The organism is Amycolatopsis sp. CA-211722 (assembly GCF_056828465.1).
In genome coordinates, this window is record NZ_CP184752.1 from 968,683 (window position 1) to 992,292 (window position 23,610).

Consider the following 23,610-nt stretch of genomic DNA (forward strand, 5'->3'; position numbering starts at 1 on the left):
CATTTAGAGGACTAAACGCGGAGGAGGGAGGTCGCGAGGGCCGTGGTGTCGACACCGGCGACGCCGTCGAGAACGTGCCAAGGAGCGAGCCACCCCGTCGCGGCGAGCTCGTCGTAGACCACCGAGCATCGCTTCTGGAGCGCGTCGTCGGTCTCGAAGGAATCCCGCGCACGGTCGGCGTCGCTCTCCGCGCGGCGCTGCGCGCGGTCGGCGGCGACGTCGGCGGTGACCCGGAGCAGCAGATGCGCGACGGGCACTGGCAGGCCGAACCGGTCGATCTCCAGCTCCTTGAGCCAGCTCACGAACTCGCCGTCCGCGCCCTGATGGAGGCGGGCGGCGCCGTACGCCGCGTTCGACGCGACGTACCGATCGAGCAGCACGACGTCGTGGTCGCCGAGCCGGGCGCGGATCTCGTCCGCCGCGCCCCGCCGGTCGAGCGCGTAGAGCATCGCCATGCCGTAAACGGAGTCGCCGAGGTCGCCGTGGCCGCGGTGCAGCGCTTCCTTCACCAGGTCGGCGTGCACGCTCTCGCCGTATCGCGGGAACGCGATGGAGGTGACGCTCGCCCCGGCCGCGTTCAGCGCGCCGGTCAGCGCGCCGACGAGGGTGCGCTTGCCCGCGCCGTCCAGACCTTCGATCACCACGAGTCGTCCCATGGCACCAGAATATGGCCAGCACCGCGAAGCGGTTCGCTTGAGGGCGGCACCGTGGTCGACCGGCGGGCCAGACGGGTCAGCTCACGTCCGGCCCACCGGTCCGCTAGGGGACGCGCCTCTTCGAGTGCAGGAAGAAGCCGGCGACACCGATGAGCAGCAAGCCGCCGAAGATCAGCAGCGGCACGAAACCGGTGTCCTGCGCGTCGGGCGCGGGGCCGCCGTCGCCGCGGGGCATCACCTGGGCGTTGTAGCCACCGGCCTTGCCCTCCTGGGCGTACGGCGAGTTCGCGAGCATGGCGCCGTACCGGCCGGAGACGGTCTTCTGGTACTCCGCGAGCGTGGCCGAGGCACCGCTCGCGGAGCCGCTGGCACCCGAGTCGAGCAGGGTCACCCGCCCGTCGCGCAGCGCGTACCAGGCGTCGACCTGGGGTTCGTGGAGCAGCGTCGCACCGGCGGGCAGCCTCCTGGCCAGTTCGCTCTCCCGGTCACCCGACGCGATGTTGCCGACGCGCCAGACACCGTCGTCGCCGCGGACCGACCAGACGGTCGCGGTCCGGCCGTCGGACGCCGTCACCGGCACCGCGACGTAGGCGAGCCGCCCGGCGACCGAGCCGTCACCGGCGACGAAATCCCTCGAAAGCTCGTAAACCGGGAAGGATTCGTCGACGACGCTCACCGACGGCGTGACGCCTGAGCCACCCGTCTGCGTGAAGAAGCGACCGATTTCGGCACGCAGCGTGGGATCGTCGGCAGCCGCCTTCGCGGCCGCGAGATCCTCACCGGACAGGTGATCCGCGCGCGCTCCGGGCGCCGAGACCAGCAGCGCGACCGCGACCAGCCCGGCGAGCCCGAGCAACCGCCTCGCGCTCATCGCCGGATCCCGGTGAGCGTATGGGTCCAGGTGAAGGACTTGTTGGCCGAGTAGAAGTCGTAGGTCGACCAGTTGTAGCGGTTGCCGGTGGGAAGTGGATCCCCCCACGAGATCCACTTCCGGCCCGCGTCGTGGCCGTAGAGGACGTGCATGTGGCCGCCGCCCGAGGCCCAGCCGACCCGCGTCTGGACGGGCTGGCCGTCGCCGGTCTGGGCCTGGACGGCGGCGTAGGGGATGCGGCCCTTGAGGTAGTTCCCCGGGGCGGCGAAGCCGAGCTTGCCGAAGGCGCGCCGGACGTCGCCCAGCGTTCCCGGCTTGTCGGCGCACTCCCGGCGTCGCTCGTCGTGGGCGATCCGGCAGAATTCGTTCTGCGTGACGGTCACGCCGTGGTGTGCCGCGATGGTGTTGCCGGAAGCCACCCAGCACCACTGGGACTTCTCCTGCGCCTGCATGGCGATGGGGTGCCGGCCGGCGGGCGCCGAGGGCAGCGCGCTCGCCGGGGTCTGGATCGCCAGCCACGCCACGAGACTCGCGGCGCCGGCGGCGCAGAACCTCCTCGAGAACACAGGCACGACGGGCCTCCTGGTCACCATGGCGAACCAATGTGGTCACAACGGTGAACAGCAGGCTCACACAGAGCAAGATGGGCACTCGGCGGAACGGACCGTTCCGGGGCGTTTCCACACCCCGGAACGGTCACTCTTCCGGGGTCAACCACCCCGAACGGGGGACGTAGTGTTCACAGTGCGCTGCTAACGTGAACGTTCCGCGGTGTTCACGCTCAGCGCACACACTGGTCTGGTGAAGGGACGAGCGGTGACACGAGACGGTGCCGATACGTTCTCGGCGGGGAAGCTCGCCTCGAACGATGACACCCCGACGATCATCGACGGCACACGCCGTCAACCGCTCGAAGCCTTGCCCAAAGAACTCGTCGAGGCCCTTCGCAGCGGCGAATTCCACCACGCCCTCCGGCAGGCGATCGCCTACCGCGGCCTGTCGCTCGCCCGGCTCCGCGCCCACCTCGGGCTCCGCGGCGTCCAAATCGGACAGTCGACGTTGAGCTACTGGCAGCGCGGACTGCGGCAGCCGGAGGTACCCAAGGCCCTCCCCGCGGTGCGTGCGCTGGAATCGGTGCTGCAGCTGCCCGCGGACGCGCTCGTCGTGCTGATCGGGCCGCGGACGGCGCGGGCGCGCGGGCACCAGATGGCCGCGTCGTTCCACGACATCCGGTCCGGCGACATGGGGTCGATCGTCGACCAGCTGCTGGCCGAGCTGGGCGCGTACCCCTCGTCCAACCGCTACAACGCCGACCTCGAGATGCTCTCGGTCCACGACACGATCACCTTCGACGCCGCGCACCGGCAGGTCGGCCTCCAGACCCGGCTGGTGTGCCGGGCCCGGCGGCACGGCCCGGACCGGTACGTCACGGTCTACAACGGTGACCCCGGCTGCAACATCGGCGACGTCGAGCTGATCACCGCCGAGGGCTGCCGGGTCGGCCGGATCCGGCGCAACGCCGGGGCCGAGACGATGGCCACCGAACTGCTCTTCGACCGGAAGCTCGCCGAGGGCGAGATCCACGTGTTCTGCTTCGAGGTCCGCGACGACTCCGGCACCGCGTCGCCGGGGTACTTCCGGATGTTGCGGGACCAGTGTTCGAGCTACCTGGTGCAGCTGAAGTTCGCGCTCGGCGCGCTGCCCGCCCGCTGCACGCGGCAGTTCCGGACACGCGACGACGCCGTGCCGGTCGAGTCCGAGGAGCTGCCGCTCGACATGGGCGGCGTGACCAGCGGTTTCTTCAGCGACGCCGGGCCGGGACTGGCCGGCATCGAGGTCGAGTGGCGGTAGCGCCCGCGCGCTATGAACGGTCCGTTCCTTGCGAAATTTGCAAGGAACGGACCGTTCATAGCAGCCGTCAGTACCGGTAGTGGTCGGTCTTGAACGGACCTTCGACGTCCACGTCGATGTACTCGGCCTGCTCCTTGGTCAGCTTCGTGAGCTCACCGCCGAGCGCGTCGAGGTGGATCTTCGCGACCTTCTCGTCGAGCTTCTTCGGGAGGCGGAAGACCTCCTTGTCGTACTCCTCGTGCTTGGTGAACAGCTCGATCTGCGCGATCACCTGGTTGGAGAAGCTGTTCGACATCACGAACGACGGGTGCCCGGTCGCGTTGCCCAGGTTCAGCAGGCGACCCTCGGACAGCACGATGATGCTCTTGCCGTCGGGGAACACCCACTCGTCGACCTGCGGCTTGATGGTGATGCGCCGGATACCCGGGTACCGCTGGAGGCCCGCCATGTCGAGCTCGTTGTCGAAGTGGCCGATGTTGCCCAGGATCGCCTGGTGCTTCATCTTCGCCATGTGCTCGACGAGCACGACGTCCTTGTTGCCGGTCGTCGTGATGATGATGTCGGCCTCGCCGAGGACGTTCTCCAGCTTCTTGACCTGGTAGCCGTCCATCGCCGCCTGCAGCGCGCAGATCGGGTCGATCTCGGTGACGATCACCCGCGCGCCCTGGCCGCGCAGCGATTCCGCGGCGCCCTTGCCGACGTCGCCGTAACCGCAGACGACCGCGACCTTGCCGCCGATGAGCACGTCGGTGCCGCGGTTGATGCCGTCGATCAGCGAATGCCGGATGCCGTAGCGGTTGTCGAACTTCGACTTGGTCACCGCGTCGTTCACGTTGATCGCCGGGAACAGCAGCTCACCGGCCGCGGCGAGCTGGTAGAGCCGCAGCACGCCGGTGGTGGTCTCCTCGGTGACGCCGCGAACCCCTTCGCCGATCTTGGTCCACTTGCCGGTGTCGGCCGCGACGGAGGCGCTCAGCAGCTGAAGGAAGACGCGGAACTCGTCCGAGGTGTCCTCGTCCGGGGCCGGGACGACGCCGGCCTTCTCGAACTCGGTTCCCTTGTGCACCAGCATGGTGGCGTCGCCGCCGTCGTCGAGGATCATGTTCGGACCCTCACCGTCCCAGGTCAGCATCCGCTCGGTGCACCACCAGTACTCCTCCAGCGACTCGCCCTTCCAGGCGAACACGGGGACGCCCTTGGGCTCCTCGGGGGTGCCGTGCGGGCCGACGACGATCGCCGCGGCGGCGTGGTCCTGGGTGGAGAAGATGTTGCAGGAGGCCCAGCGCACCTCCGCGCCGAGCGCGACGAGGGTCTCGATCAGGACAGCGGTCTGTACGGTCATGTGCAGCGAGCCCGAAACCCGGGCTCCCCGCAGGGGAAAGACCTCGGCGTACTCGCGGCGCAGCGCCATCAGGCCCGGCATCTCGTGCTCGGCGAGGCGGATCTCCTTGCGGCCGAACTCGGCGGCCTCGAGATCGGCGACGGCGAACTCGATGCCGTTGCGGGTGTCGTGCCGCTTGGCAACGCTTTCGGGGGTCATATGCGCGCTTCCTCCAAGGTTGGATGACATCGGAACAGTACCGTTGTCGGCTCAAAGCCCACTGGAACGGTTTGGAGGCCTTCACCGTGGTCATGCCGGGTCCCGACACCCGCGTCGTCGAAATACGCGTACCCGGGCTAGTGGGCACGAGCGGTGAAAGCCTGCTGGATTCGACGTCGGTGGTCGACGTCGCGGGCGATGGGATCGGCAGGCTGATCCGGCCGTCGGACCGGCTGCGCCGTCCCGCTCCCGGTCCGGTGCTGCCCGCGCTCGGCCGTTCGATCCCGCGCATCCTCGAAGGTTACCTCTGGAGCGGCATGACCTCCGGGGGCGCCGCGAAGGCGACCTGGGCGTTGCTGTTCCCGTTCTCGCTGGCGAACGTCGCGCACTGGATGCTGCCGCCGGTCCCGGAGGGCAGGCGGTTCGCGGCGCTGCTCGGCGGCGTCTGCCGCGGACTGCTGCGGGTGGCGTCGCTGCTGCTGACGATGCTGCTGATCAGCCAGCTCGCCGTGGTCTCGCTCGACCTCTTCGCCGCGCAGTGTCTCGCGCCCGGTTCGACCTGTCTCGAAGGAGCGCCGTCGTTCCTGCGGGACTTCGCGCCGCTGCGGACGGCGATCGGCGTGCTGCCGCTGCTGGCGCTGATCTTCGTGCTCGACCGGATCCCGTCGTCGGACTGGCGCTCACGGAACCGGCTGCATCGCGCGCACAGTTCGAGCCCGTTGCAACCGCAGGACCTGCCTCGGACACCCGGCCTGCGCACGCTGCACACGGTGGCCGCCCTGACCTGCGTCGCGCTTCCGTTGCTCGGCGGGCCGTTCCGGCTGCCGCCGGCGACCTTCGACCTGGTCGTCTGGATCTGCGCGCTGGCGCTCGTCCTCGCGACGCTGGTGGCCTCGACGGTCGGTTTCTCGGCCGGGCCGGTGATCCGGGGCGGGCTGATCGGGGCCGCCGTCGTCCTGGTCGGGATCGCCGTGGTGCGCCGGACGCCGCTGCCCGCGGGGCTCCCTGGCGGCGGGCTCGGCGGAGCGGACGGGACGGTCGAGGCCCTCGGCGCGGCGATGGTCGCGGTGACCGTGCTGTTCGCGCTGATCCTCGTTCCGGCCGCCCTGCTCGGACGGCCGGCGTGGAAACACCTGCCGCACCGGCTGCGGCCCTGGCTCGGCGGCTGGGCGGCGGCGCCGGTCGTCGCGCTGGCCGGACTGCTCGGCGGCGGCTTCGGCGCGGGGCTCGCGGTCGCGCTGCGGCAACTGGTCGGCGCGAGCGAACTCCGGCTGCCCGACACCTACTCACTCGTGACCGTGCTGTGGGGTGCCGGTCTCGCGCTCGCCGTCGTGCTCGGTGTGCTGGGCTTCGCGGTCGCCGTCCCGCTGCGACGGCTGCGCCGCGGCGTCCCGAATATCGTCGCGCTGATGGAGATCGACAAGGCGCAGGAAGAGGAAGCCGCGAGCGCCTGGGCGCGTGCTTCGTGGGAACGCAAGCATCTGCACCATCTCGCGCTCACGGTCGCGCTGGCGATGGCGGCCGGCGGCGGGGCGCTCCTGGTGCTGCGCTTCGGTTTCGGCCCGCTGCCGGACTGGTTCAAGCCCATCTCCGCGATCGGCGTGTTCGCACTGGGGGCGATGGCGGCCGGCCTGCTGCGCGTCGTGTTCGCCGCCGCGACGACCCCCAAACGCAGCCGTCACCTCGGCGCGCTGGCGGATCTCGTGTGCTTCTGGCCGCGTGCGGCCCATCCGACCGTTCCGCCGAGTTACGCGCTCAGGGTCGTCCCGGAGCTCGCGGACCGGGTCAAGGAACACCTGGCCGATCCGGGTACGCGAGTCGTGCTGTCCGGCTACAACCTCGGCAGCCTGCTGACCGTGCTCGCCGCGGCGCGCGTGATCGCCGATCTCCCGCCGGAGGACCGCGACCGGGTCGGGCTGCTGACCGCGGGATCACCGCTGCAATGGGGCTACCAGCGCGCCTTCCCCGCGATGCTCCCGCAGGCGCAGCTGGCCGGACTGTACGAAGGTCTCGACGGCCGCTGGCGCGCGCTGTGCCGCGGCACGGACATCTTCGGCGGCGGCGTCACGACGTGGCGGCATCGCGTGGTGGCCGGGAAGCTGCTGGGCGACGGCTACCTGCCCGGCGGCGGGACCGGGCCGCTGGCCGCCGAGGCCGACGATCAGGGTGTCCTGGTGCTCGGCGGCGACCACTGGCTGCCCGACCCGATGCGCGGGCCGACCGGGCGGCATCGCTGGGCGCCCGGCGTCCTCAAGCACACGGACTACGTCGTCGACGCCGAATGGGACAACGCCGTCGCGATGGCCGCCGGCCTCGGCCGTCCCCGCCCCAAGAACCCTTGGGGCGAGCAGGGATCGCTGTTCGGGGACTTCCCGCAGATGCGCTGAAGCGCGTGAAGGCCCCCTTCCCTCGGCTGAGCCGAGGGAAGGGGGCCTTCACGCGCGACTAGCTGGTTCAGTCGGTCTTGCCGCGGCGCACGCGCAGCAGGACCAGGACACCGGCACCGGCCAGCACCAGCAGGCCACCGGCCCACAGCAGCCAGGCGTTGTCGAAACCGGTGTCCGCGAGGCCGCCACCGTTGCCGCCGTTACCGCCGACGTTCGGGGCGGGGACCGCGGTGCTCGACGGAGCGGAGGTCTCGGACGGCTTGTCCGTCGTGGTGGTCGGCGCGGTCGTCGGCGGCTTGGCCGTGGTGGTCTTCGTCGGCTCGCTCGGCTTCGTCGGCTCGGTCGGCTTGGTCTTCTTCTCGCCACAGGCGAACCAGTGGCTGATGTCGGCCTGCTTGCCGCCGCCGTTCATCGGCGAGCGCAGCTTCTCCCACGGCGGGGTCTCGGCGAGGCCGCGCTTGCCGGGCTCGTAGATGTTGTAGCCGTCGCCGCCCTTGACCACGATCGCGGTGACGGTGACACCTTCACCGACCGCGGTGATGTTGAGGTACTTGTCCTTCTCCGTGCCGCCGGTGAAGGTCAGGTCCTTCGTCGAGATCTCGGTGCCCGGCAGCTTCGCCTTCTCACAGGTGCTGACGTTCTTCGGCGTCGGGATCGCCCGGGGGTCGTCGGTGTGGCACGCGAGCGCGGTGCCCGTGACGCCGAGCAGGGCGGCGGTCGCCAGCGCGACGACGGTGACGGCGGAGCGGACACGCCGTCCGGAAATGATCTGCATTCGGAGCTCTCCTGTACCGATCGGGGGACAACGAGCGAAGCGTTGTGCCACCTCCGAGGGAACGCGGTCAACTCGCGGTACTCCTTCAGGAGTCGCGATAACCCATCAGAGGGAAGCGAGGCCCGGACGGTATCGCACACGGATTTTACGGCGGTACCGGCACCCCAGGTGTTATCGCTCCGAGACCGGACGGACCCGGTACGCGAAACGGCCCACCATCCACAAAGGAATGGTGGGCCGTCGAAACGAGAATGATCAGTCCGAAACGGACGTCGGGGCCTCGTCCTTCTTCTCCTTGCCGAGCAGCGAATGGCGGCGGCTGTAGACGAAGTAGACGAGGACGCCCAGCACCATCCACGCGATGAACCGCAACCAGGTCAAAACGGTCAGGTTCAGCATCAGCCACAGGCAGGCGAGGATCGCCAGGATCGGGACCACCGGCACCCACGGCACCCGGAAGGCGCGGGGCAGCTCCGGCCGCGTCTTGCGCAGCACCATGACGCCCGCGGAAACGAGGATGAAGGCGAACAGCGTGCCGACGTTGACCATCTCTTCCAGCTTGTCGGCCGGGAAGAAGGTCGCGGCGACGGCGACCAGCCCGCCGACGACGATGGTCGCCCGCTTCGGCGTGCCGTTCGAACCGGTCTTCGCCAGCGAACGCGGCATGAGGCCGTCGCGCGACATCGCGAAGATGATCCGGATCTGGCCCAGCATCAGCACCATGACGACGGTCGTCAGACCGGCGAGGGCGCCGACGGAGATGATGTTGGCCGCCCAGTCGACGCCGTTGGCCGCGAACGCGGACGCGAGCGTCTTCTTGCCGCCGTCACCCGCCGAGGTGGCGAGCTCCTTGTAGTTCACCATGCCGACGACCACGAGCGACACGGCGACGTAGAGCACCGTGACGATGGCGAGCGAGCCGAAGATGCCGCGGGGCACGGCCTTCTGCGGGTTGCGGGTCTCCTCCGCGGTGGTCGCGACGATGTCGAACCCGATGAACGCGAAGAACACCAGCGACGCCGCGGCCAGCAGACCGAAGACGCCGAACGAGCTGCTGCTGCTGCCCGCGAACACCGAGAACAGCGACTGGTCGACCCCCGTGGCCCCCGTTTCGGCGCCGGACTGGGCCTCCGGGATGAACGGGCTGTAGTTGGAGCCCTTGATGTAGAAGATGCCGAGCACGATCACGAACAGCACCACCGCGACCTTGATCCCGGTGATCACCATCGAGAACCGCGAGGACAGCTTCGTGCCCAGGGCGAGCAGGGTCGCCAGCACCAGCACCACGATCAGGGCGCCCCAGTCGACGGGGACACCGCCGATCTCGAACGTCGTCTTCGTGCCCTTGCCGAAGATGTAGGAGAGCACGGTTTCGAGGTAGGCGGACCAGCCCTTCGACACCGCGGCCGCGCCGACCGCGAGTTCGAGGATGAGGTCCCAGCCGATGATCCACGCCATGAACTCGCCGAAGGTGGCGTAGGAGAACGTGTACGCGCTCCCGGCCACCGGGACGGTCGACGCGAATTCCGCGTAACAGAGGGCCGCCAGCGCGCAGGCGATGGCGGCGAAGACGAACGACAGCGACACCGACGGGCCCGCGTAGTCGCCGGCCGTGCGCGCGGTGAGGGTGAAGATCCCGGCACCGATGACGACGGCGACACCGAAGACGGTCAGGTCCCAGGCGCTCAGGTTCCGCCTGAGCTTGGTCCCCGGTTCGTCGGTGTCCGCGATGGACTGCTCGATGGATTTCGTACGCCACAGACCGTTTCCGGGCACCCTTGACCTCCTACACCTGACTGCGGTTCAACGGACCCTATCGCCCGGTCGTGACGGCAGCGCGGTGGGAGAGCAACGAAGTACCCGGAGGTCGTGGCGGTGATCGGCGCGGTACGGAGAGTTGCTCCGGATGGTGGTCGCGGCACTCTGCCCCGGATGTCATGAAAGGGTCGTTCAGGACGAAAAACGTCCTGAACGACCCTTTCATGACATCCGGCAAGCGGGCGAGACGCGGCTCAGGCCAGCGAGCGGTCCAGATCCGGCTCCAGGTAGATCAGCTTCGCCGTCGGTACCTTCGCCCGCACACGCGCTTCGGCGTCGTCGATGGCCTGCGCGACGTCCGCGGTGTCCAGCCCCGGCACCAGCGCGAGCTTCGCGGCCACCAGCATCTCGTCCGGGCCGATGTACAGCGTCCGGATGTGGATGACCCGCTCGACCTTGCCCGCGGCGAGTTCGTCGACGATCACGTCGAGGTCGGTCTCGGAGGCGCCCTCACCGATCAGCAGGCTCTTCATCTCGATGATCAGGATGATCGCGATGATGCCGAGCAGCAGACCGATCGTCACGGTGCCGATGCCGTCCCACACCGGGTCGCCGGTGATCACCGAGAGCCCGACCCCGGCGAGCGCGAAGACCAGGCCGAGCAGCGCGCCCGCGTCCTCCAGCAGCACCACCGGCAGTTCCGGCGTCTTGGCCTGGCGGATGAAGGCCCACCAGCCCGCGTCGCCCTTGATCTTCTTCGACTCCTGGATCGCGGTGTAGAAGCTGTAGCACTCCAGCCCGATCGCGACCACGAGGATGCCGACCGCCACCAGCGGCGACGTCAGCTCTTCGGGATGCGAGATCTTGTGGATGCCCTCGTACAGCGCGAACACCGAGCCGAGGCTGAACAGCATCAGCGCGACGATGAACGAGTAGAAGTACCGGTCCCGCCCGAAGCCGAACGGGTGGGTGCGGGTCGCCTTGCGCTGCGAGGTCTTCTGGCCGAGCAGCAGGAGCCCCTGGTTCGAGGTGTCCGCGAGCGAGTGCACGGACTCGGCCAGCATCGAGGACGACCCCGTGATGAGGAAGCCGGTGAACTTCGCGGCCGCGATTCCGGCGTTCGCCACGAGCGCGGCGATGATCGCCTTGGTTCCGCCACCTGCAGACACGTGCAACTCCCCAATGGTGTCCCGATATGCCGGGTTCGAAGGCTAGCAGTGCAGATGAGCCCGGACACGGCGGGCGGGACAGGTCACAGAATTGTCGGGCCCTCTCGCTAGTCTCGCCCCTCTCATGACCTGGGGAGGTGCCCGTGCCGCGATTCGGCGTGCTCGGACCGTTGACGATCGAGAGCCCGCCCGGGCGGCACACGACGCCGCGCGGCGAGCACCAGCGCGCCCTGCTGGCCGTCCTGCTCCTGAACGCGAACTCGTCCGTCCCGGTCGACGCGCTGGTCGAGACGCTCTGGCCGGACACGCCACCGAAGTCGTACTCCTCGAATCTGCACACGTACGTCTCTCGTCTGCGGGCCCGGTTCGACGGCCTGGAGATCGAGCGCGATCCGCACGGCTACCGGCTGGTGGTCGAGCCGGCCGACCTCGACCTGCTGTCCTTCCGCGAAGCCGCGGCGGCGGGGAAGGCGGCGGCGCGGGCGGGCGATCCGGCGGCCGCGGCGGGGCACTACCGCCGCGCGCTGGCGGAATGGCGCGGCCCGGTCCTTTCCGGGCTGCACATCCCCCGCCTCGACGCGGACGTCGCCCGGCTGGAGTCGGAACGCCTCGCCGCCTTCGAAGACTGTGTCGACGCCGAACTGTCCGACGGCAGGCACGGCGAGCTCACCGGCGAGCTCCAGGCGATGATCACCGAGCATCCACTGCGCGAGCGGCTGGCCGCGCAGCTGATGATCGCGCTGCACCGCGCCGGGCGGCAGGCCGATTCGCTGGCCGTCCACCGTGACCTGCGCGCCACGCTCGTCGAGGAGCTCGGCGTGGAGCCCGGCGCCGAGGTCCGCCGGGTGCACGCCGCCGTGTTGCGCGGCGAGGATCCGGTGCCCGCGGCCAAGGCTGCGCCGGTCTTCCCGATCTGCCAGCTGCCGCCGGACATCGCGGATCTCGCCGGCCGCGAGAGCGAGATCGCGCGGCTCTCCGCGCTGCTCGGCGAGGCCACCGGTGTCCCGGTCGCGGTGATCACCGGCGAACCGGGGGCGGGCAAGTCGACACTCGCGGTCAGCACCGCGCACAGGCTCCGCCGGTCCTTTCCGGACGGTCAGCTGTTCGTCCCGCTGGCAGGCGCCTCCGACCCGCGCGAACTCGCCGACGTCCTCGGGGACCTGTTGCGCGCGCTGGGCGTCACCGGGCCCGCCATCCCGGACGACGTCGAGGCCAGGGCGGCGGTCTATCGAGGCCGCCTCGCCGATCGGCGGGTCCTCGTGGTGCTCGACGACGCCGCGAGCCCCGAGCAGGTTCGCGCGCTCCTGCCGGGAACGCCGGGCAGCGCGGTGCTGATCACCAGCAGGCGGCGGCTTTCCGGGCTCGCGGGGGCGGATCGGCTCCCTCTCGCGCCGCTGTCCGGCACCGAGGCGATGGCCCTGCTGGCGCGGCTGGCCGGGCCGGAGCGGGTCGGCGCCGAAAGCGCCGACGCGGAACGGATCGCCAAGGCCTGCGGAAATCTCCCGCTGGCCTTGCGGATCGCCGGCAGCAGGCTCGCGATGCGGCCCGGTCTGCCGCTCGGGAAGCTCGCCGGGAAGCTGGAGGACGAGGTCTCCCGGCTCGACGAGCTCCAGGTCAGCGACCTCCAGGTCCGCGGCAGTATCGCGTTGAGCTATCAGGCGCTGAGCCCGGCGGCGCGGCGCGCGTTCCGGCTGATCGGCCGCTGCCGCACCCTCGACCTGCCCGCGTGGGCGGTGACGACACTGATCGATGACGAAGGCGCCGACGATGCCATCGACGAACTCGTCGAGGCCAGCCTGCTCGAAGCCACCGGTCTCGATCCGACGGGCGAGCAGCGGTTCCGCGTGCACGACCTCATCCGCGTGTTCGCCACGGAGCTCGGCCGGGAGCTGGAGACCCACGACCAGCGGGTGGCGACGGTCGCGAAGGTGTCGGACGCGGCGCTGTGCCTGGCCGACACGGCGGCCCGCCGCCTGCCGAGGACGGTGCCGATGCCGTTGTCGGATCACGACGTACCCAGGCAACCGCTGGCCGGTGAGCTCGTCGAGCGGCTGCTGCGCGACCCCGGCACCTGGTTCTCGGTGGAGCGGGCCAACCTGGTCGCCGCGGTCTCCTCGCTGTGCGCCATCGGCTGGCGGCGGAAAGCGTTGCGGATACTGGAAAGACTGAGCGCGTACCTGTACCTCCACAGTCACTACACCGACATGCGGACGGCGTACGAGACGTTGCGTGACGCCGCCCGCGAGGCGGGCGACCGGCACATCGTGGTGATCGCCGAAGCGAACCTGGCGGTGCTGCTGCACGTTCGCGGCGAGTACGAGCTCGCCGCCGAGGGCTACCGCGGATGTTCGAAGGAATTGGCGGAGCTGGGCGATATCTCCGCGCAGGCGTGGGTCGAGACGAACCTGGCGCGCTGCCTCGTCGGGCTCGGCAGGGCGGGCGAATCCCTCCACGCCGCCACCCAGGCCCGCGAACTGTCCACTGTGGAGGAAAGCGGGGCGTACGCGCGGCAGGCGGAATCCGCGGCGCTGCACCGGCTCGGCAAGATCTCCGAGGCGTTGGAGATCGACAGGCGCAGCCTCGGCCACGCGCGGGAGCGCGGCGACGAACGTCAGCTCGGTGTTGCCCTGCAAGGGCTTTCGTGGTCGTTGATGCTCGACGGGCGCCCGGCCGACGCCCTGGAGACGATCGAGGAATCGGTCCGGGTGCTGCGGCGGACGACGGCGAAATCGGCGCTGGCGAAGTCGTTGCGCACCCAGGGCGCGATCCTCGCGGGCGCCGGACGGCGGGACGCCGCGGTGGCGGCCTACGAGCACGCGCGACGGCTGGCCGGAGCGCTCGAAGAACGTCCGCGAGAGCTTTCCTGCACGCGCGCGATCGCCGCGAGCTGGATCGGCGACGGGCAAGCCGATCGCGCGATTCCCGTGCTGCGCCACTGCCTTGGCGAATTCCGCGCCATGGGCGGGAAACCCGCGACGGCCCTCACCCTGCACGTGTTGCGCAGGGCGTACGAGGCCGTCGGGGAAACAAAAGCGGCCGAGGCGGCGGGCGAAGAGGCGAAGCGATTGGAAGTCCCCCACGACGCCAACGCTTCGACCCTCGTCCGGTTGCTGTTGTCGCTCACCGAACCCGCCCCGGCCTGACCGGGTGGTGCCCGACCCCTCAGACGGGCACCACCCGGAAGTCACAGGACGCGCCTTGGTTCCCGCCGTCCGGCGGAGAACCAGGCCAGCGCGATCGCCAGCATGCCGTTGGCCACGGCGTCCCACACCGGCGGCGTGGCGGCCCCGAGTCGCGAGACCGCGAACACGTTGATCAGCCCGGCGACGGTCAGCATGACGCGGACAGGCTGGGTGCCCGTCACCACCAGCGCGGCCGTGAGCAGCACCTGCGCGCCGAGCGAGACGAGCACGACCAGCGGAAGGTTCAGCCTGCTCTCCGCGCCCACCGCGAGCTCCCGCAGGCCGCTCCCCGCGGCCTTGACCGACTCGATCGCGTCACCGGCGAGCCCCGCCATCGCCTGCGCGGAACCGACCAGGTCCTGGCCGCTCGGCAGCGGGAGCACCAGGTCGACGACCGGGACGAGCACGGTCACCACGGCGGCTCCGAGCGCGGCGAGCAAGACGGTGGGGCGCACGGAGACCGGCACCCGGAAAGCGCGTCCGCTCGCCGTGTCGGGATGGGAAGTCACTACTGCTGCTCCTTGGCTATCGACATCCGGGACGAGCCGACGCCAAGCGCCGGGTCACCCCTTCGGGCGATAGTTGCGGAACCCGCCACACGGAACGCACACACTTCGGCCAAGCCCTCCCCCACGCGTTTCGTCCTCTAGTTGCGGTACTTGCACACGCAAGTACCGCAACTAGAGGACGAAACGCGGGAGAGGGATCAGCAGGTGCCGGCGGTGGCGCGGAACACCTGGGTGCGCTCGCCGGAAAGCGGCCGCACCCGGACGGCGGGGTCGGCGGCCGGGAGCCACACCGACTGGCCGCGGCGGAGTTCGACCTGCTCGCCGTCGTCGGCGGTCACCAGCAGGCTCCCCGCCGTGCACAGCAGGATCTGCGGGCCGACGTCGTGCACGGCGACCTCGCCGCCGTCCCCGGCCTCCCATTCGATCCGCGACAGCTCGAACTCCGGCGCGTCGGTGCGGTACACCGACATGCGCTCCTCGCGTACACCGCTCTGGACCGGCATCTCGCCGCACGCGAAGTCGACGACGCGCAACAGCTCCGGCACGTCGACGTGCTTCGGGGTCAGCCCGCAGCGCAGGATGTTGTCCGAGTTCGCCAGGATCTCGACGGCGGTGCCGTGCAGGTACAGGTGCAGGTTCCCGGCGGGCAGGTAGATCGCCTCGCCCGCGCTGAGGGTGAGCCGGTTGAGCAGCAGCGCCGCGAGCACCCCCGCGTCCCGGGGATGCGACTCCCCGAGCTCCAGGATGGTGCGGCATTCGACGTCGAACTCGCCGCGTTCCCGCACGTGCTTCACGCACGAATCGAGGACTTCGGGCAGCAGTTCGTCGAGCGCGGCCTGCGGCAAGGTGATCCAGGTGGTGAACAGCGCGCGCAACCCGGCGGGATCCGGCTGGGCCTCCAGCAACACCGCGTACTTCGCCAGCCCGGGCGTCTCGATCGCCTTCAGCAGCGAGATCGTGCGCTCCGGGTCGCGGAAGCCCGCCAGCGCGTGGAACTCCGTCAGCGCGCAGACGAGTTCCGGCTTCGCCGTCGGATCCGGGTAGTTGCGGTTCGAGGCGTCGCGCGGGATCCCCGCCGACTCCTCGCGCGCGTAGCCCTCCGCCGCCTGCGCGGCCGACGGGTGCGCCTGCATCGAAAGCGGCTCTTCGGCGGCGAGGATCTTCAGCAGGAACGGCAGCCTGCCGCCCCAGCGGCCGGCGCAGGTCGTGCCGAGCTGGCCGACCGGGTCGGCTTCGACGAGCTCCAGCAGGCTCCGCTCGGTGCCGTCCGGGCCGATGACGTGGGACGGGTCGCCGGGGTGGGCGCCCATCCACAGTTCCGCCTCCGGGTGCGGCGCCGGCACCGGACGCCCCAGCAGCTCGGGGATCGTCGTCCTGGACCCCCACGCGTAGGGCCGCACGGCATTGCGCAGCAGCTCCACTGTCACCTCAACTCCTCGCCGGGCACGGGTGGTGCCGGCCCTCATTGCTTACGTCGCGCTCGGGACTCACGCCGTTGCGGGCGTGTACCTCCCGGCGCCGCCGATGCTGCCCACGGCCAGCCCCAGATAGACCGCGGCCAGCTCGAACCGGAGCGCGAGAACGGCCGCACGCACGATCTCGTCCGTTTCGATCTCTTCGGCCGGGGCGATCACGTCGCCGCCGGGCAGCAGGTCTTCCGCCTGGTAGCGGGCCGCCTCGGCGGCGGGCCCGGTGCGAACGGAGAGGAGCAACACCCTCGGTGTGGGGCCGGCGTCCTCGTCCGGGTCCGCGAAGATATCGCGCTCCGCGCCGCCGGACAACGCCGCCCGCCGCAAAGCGGGCCTGGCCAGTGCCTGGCGGTAGTCCTCCACGTCACAGACGACGGCGGCGTGCGCGGCGAACGCGTGTGCCGCGTGCTCGCCGACGGCGACCGCGACCGGGTCCAGCCCCCACAACAGCGGCTGGCGCTCGGCCAGCTTCAAGGCCATCGCCTTGGCCGGGTTCGCGAACGAATCCCTGGCCAGGTAGTCCTTCTCGGCCTCGGCGTCGAGGTGGTCGGCGAGCTGTTCCAGGTCGGCCACCAGCAGGCCGAGCGCGTTCGCGGTGAGCAGCGCGGCGGCGAGCCCGCGCGGGAACGCCATCTCCGGCGGGACCGGGAGCCTCGGCGCGAGCAGCAACCCCTTGCCCGCGACGGAGGCCGCGACCGGGCCTTCGGCGGGCGCGGACAGCACGACGGTCGCGCCGAAGCGGGCGGCGCGCTCCAGGGAGGCGGCCAGCTCGCGGTCGCCGGCGTCGTCGGTGTGCGCGAAGACCACGTCGAGCGCGCCGATCCAGCTCGGCACGACCTCGGCGACGACCACCGGCACCGGGCACGACGGGGTCAGGAGCGCGGCGACCAGCCGGGTCAGCGTCCGGCTCACGCCCGGCCGGTCGATCAGCACGAGCGAACGCGGGCGCCCGACGTCCAGGCGATCGCTCAGCTCGAGTTCGGCCGCGGCTTCGGCGGTCGCCCGGACCTGGGCGCCCGCCATCGCGGCGGCACGGAGAAGCCCCGCGGTGTCGGCCTCGGCCAGCCTCGCGGGATCGTCGAGCAGGGAATCGTCAGGGACCGTCGGCATGAGCGCCATCCGGGGTCGTCGGCTCGGTGGCTTCGTCCAGCAACAGTACCGGGATTCCATCACGGACCGGATACACGCGACCGCATTCCGTGCAGGTCAGTGCGTCGGCCTCAGGATCGGCCGCCGTCCCCGGCCGCAGCGGCGCGTGATCGGGGGACGGGCAGGCCAGGATCTCCAGCAACTGTGCGTCGAACGTGACGGCCATGCTTACTCCCTACCTGTGGGACGACTCTATGTGTGTTTTCACGACACATTCGTTACCCACGGACGATCGCCAATACGTCTTCGGTCAGCGCCCGGACGGCCTCGGCGTCGGCGGCCTCGACGTTCAGGCGAAGCAGGGGCTCCGTGTTGGACGGGCGCAGGTTGAACCAGCCACCGCCGGGGAGCTGCACGGTGAGCCCGTCCAGTTCGTCGATTTCGACGCCGTCGCGGGCGGCGAACGCGTCCTTGACCGCGATCATGCGGGCGACCTGGTCGTCGACGGTGGAGTTGATCTCACCGGAGGCCGAATAGCGCGAGTACTCCGCCGTCAGCTCGGACAGCGGACCGGCCTGCTCGCCGAGGGCGGCGAGGACGTGCAGCGCGGCCAGCATGCCGGTGTCGGCGCGCCAGAAGTCGCGGAAGTAGTAGTGGGCGGAGTGCTCTCCGCCGAAGATCGCGCCGGTCTTGGCCATCTCGGCCTTGATGAACGAGTGCCCGACCCGGGTCCGCACCGGCTTGCCGCCGTGTTCGGCGACGATCTCGGGGACCCCCTTCGACGTGATCAGGTTGTGGATGATGGTGCCGCCCGGCTCCTTCTCCAGCTCCCGGATCGCGACCAGCGCGGTGATGGCGCTCGGCGAGACCGGCTCGCCGCGCTCGTCGACGACGAAGCAGCGGTCCGCGTCGCCGTCGAAGGCGAGACCCGCGTCGGCGCCTTCCTCGCGCACCTTCGCCTGGAGGTCGACGATGTTCTTCGGGTCGAGCGGGTTGGCCTCGTGGTTCGGGAAGTTGCCGTCGAGCTCGAAGTACATCGGGACGACCTCGAGGGGCAGGCCCGCGAACACCGTCGGCACGGTGTAGCCGCCCATGCCGTTGCCGGCGTCGACGACGACCTTCAGCGGGCGGCTGCCCGACAGGTCGACGAGCTTGCGCAGGTACGCCGCGTAGTCCGCGAGGACCTCCTTCTCGGTCACCGAACCGCGCTGCCCCTCGAAGGCGGGCACGCCCTGCTCGACGGTGTCGCGGATCTCCGCGAGACCGGAGTCCTGGCCGACGGGCGCGGCGCCCGAGCGGCACAGCTTGATGCCGTTGTACTTCGCCGGGTTGTGGCTGGCGGTGAACATGGCGCCGGGCAAGTTGAGCGAGCCGGACGCGAAGTACAGCTGGTCGGTGCTGGCGAGGCCGATCGACACGACGTCGAGGCCCTGCGAGGTCACGCCGTCGGCGAAGGCGGCGGACAGCTCGGGCGAGGAGTCGCGCATGTCGTGGCCGATCACCACGGAGTCGGACTCCGGCTTGATCAACAGGGCGAACGCCGATCCGAGGTCGCGGACGAGTGCCGCGTCCAGCTGCTCACCGACCACGCCGCGAATGTCGTAGGCCTTCACGATGCCCGAAAGGTCTGGCACGCCTGCTCCCCGCCAATAGTCTCGTTACAACGCCCTCTGGCGCGCTCGAAAGCCTACCGGCGAGCCCTCGCGTCAGGCGCGGCCGGGCAGGACGCGCAGGTGGCCGCGCCTGCCCGAGGGTCCCTCGGGTTCGGGCTCGGGGGCGGGCTTGTCGGACCGGCCCGCCTCGCGCACGGCCTCGGCCAGCGCGGTCAGCTCGTCGGCGGACGGGTCCGGGGCGGCGAAGGCACCTTCGTGGCGGACGACTTCCCAGCCCTTGGGCACGGTCAGCCGGAGGGCGTGTGCCTCGCAGAGGTCGTAGGAGTGCGGCTCGCTCGCGGTGGCCAGCGGGCCCACTACGGCTGTCGAGTCACTGTAGGCATACGTGAGCGTGGCGACAGCGGGTTCGAGACAACCCGTTCGCGAACACTTTCGTACGCTCCGCACGATCGAGAACGATAGCGCGTCGCGAGCCGGGCGTACCGGCGACACGCGCTTTGAATCGCCGAGCGCGTACCCTTCGGTTCGTGGCGACGGCTCGTGATTCCCGACAGCGACGGCGGATGCGACGGGACCGGCACGGCCGGGGCCTGCGTGGAGCGCTGTATCCGTCGACCCTTCCCGCCGCCGCTAGCAGGGCGGAAAGGTTCGACGCGCTGGTTTTGGACGCGCTCGAACCGATCGAAGCGCGGTGGCGGCACGAGCTGACGAAGCTCGACGTCGCCGTCGACGACGTTCCCGAAGTTCGCTCGGATGGCGCACCGGCCGGAGTCGACGGCGTGCTGCACGACGGCGCCGTCCCGCTCTCGCGGCTCGTGCCCGCCGGCGTCGACCGCGCGGGGCTCCCGACGCGGGCCCGGATCGTCCTCTACCGCCGCCCGCTCGAAGCGCGCGCGAAGGACCCCGGCGAACTCGCGGAACTCGTGCACGACGTCCTCGTGGAACAGGTGGCGGGTTACCTGGGCGTCGAACCCGACGTCATCGAAGGCGAATAACCCTCACCTCCGCGCTCGCTCCCCCGGCCCAGCCCCCGCCCTTCCCCGGGGGGCGTCCCCAGCCCAGTGTATCGCGAGGCGGCGACGGGACCTGCGGAAACGATGCCGGAGGGCGAAGTTGTCCACAAGGGGAATGGGCTGTGGACAACTCCTGGGGCGAGGCCTCCGTAGGGGTTGCCGCGGTCGCATTTGGGTCGCTGAGGATGGGAGCCCAGCAGCGCGCCCGGAGTGTCCCCAATGTGGCATTGGGGACGCTCAGTGACCCCAATGCCACATTGGGGACATCGGAGCCCAAGCGGAGCCGACCGCAGAAGCGTCCTGAAGGCCCCCTTCGAGACGCCCAACGTCTCAAAGGGGGCCTTCAGGACACCCAGCCCAAGCGGAGCCAGGACACCCAGCCCAAGCGAAGCCAACCACCCAAAGCTCAAGAAACCGAAGTACGCCGCCGCGTAGGCACAGCCGTCAGCAACGTGAACAACACCGCCGCCACCTGCGCCAGCAGCAGCAGATTCCGCGTCGTCCCCTGGTGCTCCACCACGACCTCCGACGGCGTCGGCGGAACCGAGACCGCCACCTGATGCCCCCACGCCCGCACGATCGGCACGGCCTTGCCGTCCACGCTCGCCTGCCAGCCCGCCTCGAACTCCGCGGCCAGCACGAGCAGCCGCCCGGTCGGTCCCTCCGAGACGCGCACCCGTACGTCCGGCAGCCCGGCCTGCACCGGCGCCACCCCGGGCGACGCCCCCGGCGCGCCCTTCCCGGTCACGGCCGCCTGCGCCAGTTCCGGCGAGATCAACGCCACCTGCCCACCGGCGGGCAGCAACCGCAGCACCGGCCGCCCGTCGGAGGTCGGCGCCGCCGGAGCGACCAGGTCACGCGCGAGTTCGACGAAAGCACCACCGTCGGCGCCGCCGGGCAGCACCACATACGAAGCGCCCGACGCCAGAGCCGCCGCGAAGGCCTGTTTGACGGCGTCCGGCGAGCCTTGCAGGAGGTCCCGGCGCCACGAGGCGAGCCGATCCGCGCTTCCCGGCGTCGGCGCGAACTCGTCGTCGCCGAAAGTCGGCAACCGCCCACCGGTCTGCCGGGCGACGTCCCCGATCACCAGCACCGAACGGCCGCTCGCGGCCAGTTCCGCCGAGATCTCCGGAGCCAGCGAGGGTCGCTCGCCCGCCCGCAGAGGCCCTTCCCGCCCGGCGACGACCGCGCCGGTCGCCAGCGCCAGCAGCACGAGCACCCCGGCCACGGCCGTGACCTTCGCCAGCCAGGGCGCCGGGTCGACCCCGGATCCGCCCCGCTGCCAGGTCGCCAGCACCGTCCACAGCAGTCCGGCGCTGATCACCAGCAGCGGCACCCCGGCGTATCCGGTCGCGTGCGCGCCGCCGGACATCGGCGTCACGGCCACGAACCGCACCGCCCCGAGCCCGAGCACACCCAGCACGACGACCGCGACACCACCGGCGGCGCCCTTCGACGGCCGGACCACCAGCGCGACGATCGCGGCCGCGACCAGCGCCACCCCGATCGGCCACGCGCCGGGACCGCCCGGGTCCAGCCCGGCGAGATCGGCACCGGACGCGGCCGTGGCACCACCGCCGAGCCCGTGCAGCAGCAGTTCCGGATGGCGCAGCAGCACACTCGGCCACGGCAGCAGCAACGCCAGCGGCAGGAACACCACGATGCCGACCGAAGCGATCCGCCGCGCGAGCCCGGTCGGCGACGGCAGCACCACGAACCCGATCAGCAACCCGACCAGCGCCAGCGCGTGCGCCAGCGGTGAGAAGGCGCCGATCAGCGCCAGCCCGATCGCGCTCAGCGCGGAAACGTGCAGCCAGCGCGAGTCCGCGCGCACCAGCAGCCCGACGAGGCCCGCGATCACCAGGGGCAGCAGCAGATGTACGACGACGACGTCGAGCCGGCCCTGCGCGACCGAAGCGGTGGCCGCGGGGAGCACGCCGTACGCCGCCGCGACGACGGCCCGGACCCAGCGACGCACGCGAAGGTGCCGAGTGGCGGCGTAGGCGCTGAGCGCGGCGAGCGGGATGTCACCGATCAGCAGGATCGCGACCAGCGCCGCGGGCCCACCGATCGGGGCGAAGACCGCGCCGAGCGTCCCCAGCACCGGCAGCGTCGCGGGCGCGGGGCTCGCCGTCCCGCCCGCGATCGCGTGCCACGGCGCGAGATACGACGACCAGATCTCGCCGAGCCCGCCGACCGGCAGCAGTTTCCCGCCGAAGAGATCCAGCCCCAGCCGGGAACCGTTGATCACGAACGCGAGGGCGGTCAACACGAGGAGCACGATCACCGGCGGGGCGAACACGGTCGCGCCGAGCACGCGTTTCCGGTCGACTTCGACGAACACCAGTTCCGGTTCCGGCCGCCGTCCGCCGTCCCGCGGCACCGGCGACGGTTTCGGCCCGTCCGCCACGGACTTCTCGGGCACCGCCACCGCGACGACCCCGCTCGGCCGCCGCAGCCCCGTCCCCCGCGAGCCGACACCGCGCATCGCCCCCGCCGGCAGCGCCCCGGGACCGACCGGGCGGTCCTGTCCCGCCTTCACCGCCTCCGGCGGGATCCAGGCCCCTTCCTGATCGACGCTCTCCGGCACCGTCCCGAGGGCGAAATCCCGTTCCACACCACGCCGGACGAGGCCGACGACACCGGCGCGCACCGCGTTGCGCACCCGCGTCGTCCGGCCGGTGAACAGCCCGCGTACCCGGCCAGGCTTGCCGGTCTTCCGGCGTTCGGCGCGAGCGGCGCGTAGTCCGCCGCGGCCGCGCAGCAGGTACCAGGCGGCCGAGAGTTCCGCGCCCGCCTCGCCGGTGCGCCGCAACACCAGGAACGCGAGCGCGCGCAGCACCGCGAACACCGGAATTCGAAAAAGTCCGAACCAAAAGGACAGTGGGGAGCAGTTGACGAGGAACACCCGCAACCCGTGCGCGCGGTTCGCCGTCGCGAGGGAAAGCCCGAGGGCGTCCGGTTCGCGCTGTCCGGTACTGAGCGCGCGAGCGTGCCGGAGCCGGGCAGCGGGTACCGAGAGCACGCGGCCGCCCGCGGCGTTGGCCCGCCAGCCGAAGTCGAGATCCTCACGCAGCAAGGGAAACCGGGGGTCGTAGCCGCCGAGTTCGTGCCAGACTTCCCGCCGCACCAGCGATCCCGCGCTCGGCACGGCGAGCACGGCGGTGTCGCTCTCGTCCGGCGAGATCTGCTGCCGGTGGCCGATGGCGTCGGTCGACAACCCGGCTTCGACGATGAGCCGCGGGTCGCTCCAGTCGACCGCGAGCGGGCCGAGCACGGCCGCCTCGGGCTCGTTTTCGGCCGCTGCCAACAGGTTTTCGAGACAGTCGGGTTCGGGTGCGCAGTCGTCGTGCAGCACCCAGAGCCAGCCACCGGGGTCACCCCAGCGTTCGACGGCGTGCTCGACGGCCTCGCCGACGGCGGCACCGAAGCCGACCTCACGGGTAAGGGTGAGAATTCCGTCCAAGACCGGCGCTTCACCGACGGACGCCGCGTCGGCGAGGATCTTCGCCGTCCCGTCGGTGGATCCGGTGTCGACCGCGAGGATGTGCCGCGGCCGGACTCCGCTGCGCCGCAGCGCGGAAAGCGCCAGTGGCAACCAGTTCTCGCCGTCGTGACAGACCACAATGGCCAGAACGGGGACCGTGCGCAACACAGGTGACGCGGCAGTGCGGGACAACGGGCACTCCAGATGTGGCGGCGAAGTCGAGTGCCGCCACCCTACGACG

General features: G+C 70.9%; 18 protein-coding genes. 4 read left to right on the plus strand and 14 right to left on the minus strand.

All coding sequences use genetic code 11. The annotated features are described in order from the left end of the window. Positions 1 to 11: 11 nt before the first annotated feature. The 3 genes from ACOCEP_RS04740 to ACOCEP_RS04750 form a co-directional block, all read right to left on the minus strand. Entirely contained in the window at positions 12 to 644 is a 633-nt protein-coding gene (locus ACOCEP_RS04740) for a dTMP kinase (RefSeq protein WP_482339573.1), read from the minus strand. A 115-nt stretch (positions 645 to 759) separates the two neighbouring features. Beyond that, positions 760 to 1,527 (minus strand): hypothetical protein, encoded by a 768-nt coding sequence (locus ACOCEP_RS04745; protein ID WP_482335951.1) that lies wholly within the window; start codon positions 1,525 to 1,527, stop codon positions 760 to 762. Beyond that, complete coding sequence (locus tag ACOCEP_RS04750) at positions 1,524 to 2,093, minus strand: papain-like cysteine protease family protein (protein ID WP_482339575.1); 570 nt, start codon at positions 2,091 to 2,093, stop codon at positions 1,524 to 1,526. Before ACOCEP_RS04750 ends, ACOCEP_RS04745 begins: the two co-directional genes overlap by 4 nt. Positions 2,094 to 2,343: 250 nt before the next feature. Here ACOCEP_RS04750 and ACOCEP_RS04755 point away from each other — a divergent pair, with 250 nt between their 5' ends. Beyond that, a complete protein-coding gene (locus tag ACOCEP_RS04755) occupies positions 2,344 to 3,378 on the plus strand; it encodes a hypothetical protein (RefSeq protein WP_126735767.1) in 1,035 nt (344 codons plus the stop codon). Positions 3,379 to 3,445: 67 nt separating this feature from the next. On the opposite strand, the gene ahcY is transcribed toward ACOCEP_RS04755, so the two are convergent. Next, positions 3,446 to 4,918 carry an adenosylhomocysteinase gene (ahcY, locus tag ACOCEP_RS04760; protein WP_482335953.1) on the minus strand — a complete coding sequence of 491 codons (1,473 nt, stop codon included), beginning with the start codon at positions 4,916 to 4,918 and terminating at the stop codon, positions 3,446 to 3,448. Between the two features lie 92 nt (positions 4,919 to 5,010). Here ahcY and ACOCEP_RS04765 point away from each other — a divergent pair, with 92 nt between their 5' ends. Beyond that, positions 5,011 to 7,305, plus strand: a complete 2,295-nt coding sequence (locus ACOCEP_RS04765) for a hypothetical protein (RefSeq protein WP_482339577.1) — start codon at positions 5,011 to 5,013, stop codon at positions 7,303 to 7,305. Positions 7,306 to 7,372: 67 nt separating this feature from the next. Here ACOCEP_RS04765 and ACOCEP_RS04770 read toward each other — a convergent pair whose 3' ends face one another. The 3 genes from ACOCEP_RS04770 to ACOCEP_RS04780 form a co-directional block, all read right to left on the minus strand. After that, positions 7,373 to 8,080: an LPXTG cell wall anchor domain-containing protein gene (locus ACOCEP_RS04770; RefSeq protein WP_482335954.1), complete on the minus strand. Its 708-nt coding sequence runs from the start codon at positions 8,078 to 8,080 to the stop codon at positions 7,373 to 7,375. Positions 8,081 to 8,335: 255 nt separating this feature from the next. Beyond that, positions 8,336 to 9,856 carry an amino acid permease gene (locus tag ACOCEP_RS04775; protein WP_482335955.1) on the minus strand — a complete coding sequence of 507 codons (1,521 nt, stop codon included), beginning with the start codon at positions 9,854 to 9,856 and terminating at the stop codon, positions 8,336 to 8,338. Positions 9,857 to 10,092: 236 nt separating this feature from the next. After that, the gene (locus tag ACOCEP_RS04780; RefSeq protein WP_482335956.1) at positions 10,093 to 11,007 is read right to left on the minus strand and encodes a cation diffusion facilitator family transporter; all 915 of its coding nucleotides are present in this window, start codon (positions 11,005 to 11,007) and stop codon (positions 10,093 to 10,095) included. Between the two features lie 143 nt (positions 11,008 to 11,150). Here ACOCEP_RS04780 and ACOCEP_RS04785 point away from each other — a divergent pair, with 143 nt between their 5' ends. Beyond that, complete coding sequence (locus ACOCEP_RS04785; protein ID WP_482335957.1) at positions 11,151 to 14,150, plus strand: AfsR/SARP family transcriptional regulator; 3,000 nt, start codon at positions 11,151 to 11,153, stop codon at positions 14,148 to 14,150. A 41-nt stretch (positions 14,151 to 14,191) separates the two neighbouring features. Here the strand turns inward: ACOCEP_RS04785 and ACOCEP_RS04790 are convergent, their stop codons facing one another. The 6 genes from ACOCEP_RS04790 to ACOCEP_RS04815 all read right to left on the minus strand — a co-directional run bounded on the left by ACOCEP_RS04790 (position 14,192) and on the right by ACOCEP_RS04815 (position 19,316). Continuing rightward, positions 14,192 to 14,698 (minus strand): hypothetical protein, encoded by a 507-nt coding sequence (locus tag ACOCEP_RS04790; protein ID WP_482335958.1) that lies wholly within the window; start codon positions 14,696 to 14,698, stop codon positions 14,192 to 14,194. A 197-nt stretch (positions 14,699 to 14,895) separates the two neighbouring features. After that, the gene (gene manA, locus ACOCEP_RS04795) at positions 14,896 to 16,119 is read right to left on the minus strand and encodes a mannose-6-phosphate isomerase, class I (RefSeq protein ID WP_482339579.1); all 1,224 of its coding nucleotides are present in this window, start codon (positions 16,117 to 16,119) and stop codon (positions 14,896 to 14,898) included. A 66-nt stretch (positions 16,120 to 16,185) separates the two neighbouring features. Continuing rightward, complete coding sequence (locus ACOCEP_RS04800) at positions 16,186 to 17,277, minus strand: hypothetical protein (protein ID WP_482335959.1); 1,092 nt, start codon at positions 17,275 to 17,277, stop codon at positions 16,186 to 16,188. Further along, a complete protein-coding gene (locus ACOCEP_RS04805) occupies positions 17,261 to 17,482 on the minus strand; it encodes a Trm112 family protein (protein WP_016337108.1) in 222 nt (73 codons plus the stop codon). Before ACOCEP_RS04805 ends, ACOCEP_RS04800 begins: the two co-directional genes overlap by 17 nt. A gap of 52 nt (positions 17,483 to 17,534) precedes the next feature. Continuing rightward, positions 17,535 to 18,890 carry a phosphomannomutase/phosphoglucomutase gene (locus tag ACOCEP_RS04810; protein ID WP_482335961.1) on the minus strand — a complete coding sequence of 452 codons (1,356 nt, stop codon included), beginning with the start codon at positions 18,888 to 18,890 and terminating at the stop codon, positions 17,535 to 17,537. Between the two features lie 72 nt (positions 18,891 to 18,962). Then, positions 18,963 to 19,316, minus strand: coding sequence for a DUF3499 domain-containing protein (locus ACOCEP_RS04815; protein ID WP_073848429.1), 354 nt, complete (start codon positions 19,314 to 19,316; stop codon positions 18,963 to 18,965). A gap of 116 nt (positions 19,317 to 19,432) precedes the next feature. On the opposite strand from ACOCEP_RS04815, the gene ACOCEP_RS04820 reads away from it, so the two are divergent. Further along, positions 19,433 to 19,864, plus strand: coding sequence for a metallopeptidase family protein (locus tag ACOCEP_RS04820; RefSeq protein ID WP_016337110.1), 432 nt, complete (start codon positions 19,433 to 19,435; stop codon positions 19,862 to 19,864). Positions 19,865 to 20,288: 424 nt separating this feature from the next. On the opposite strand, the gene ACOCEP_RS04825 is transcribed toward ACOCEP_RS04820, so the two are convergent. Further along, complete coding sequence (locus ACOCEP_RS04825) at positions 20,289 to 23,561, minus strand: glycosyltransferase (protein WP_482335963.1); 3,273 nt, start codon at positions 23,559 to 23,561, stop codon at positions 20,289 to 20,291. Between the last annotated feature and the right edge of the window lie 49 nt (positions 23,562 to 23,610).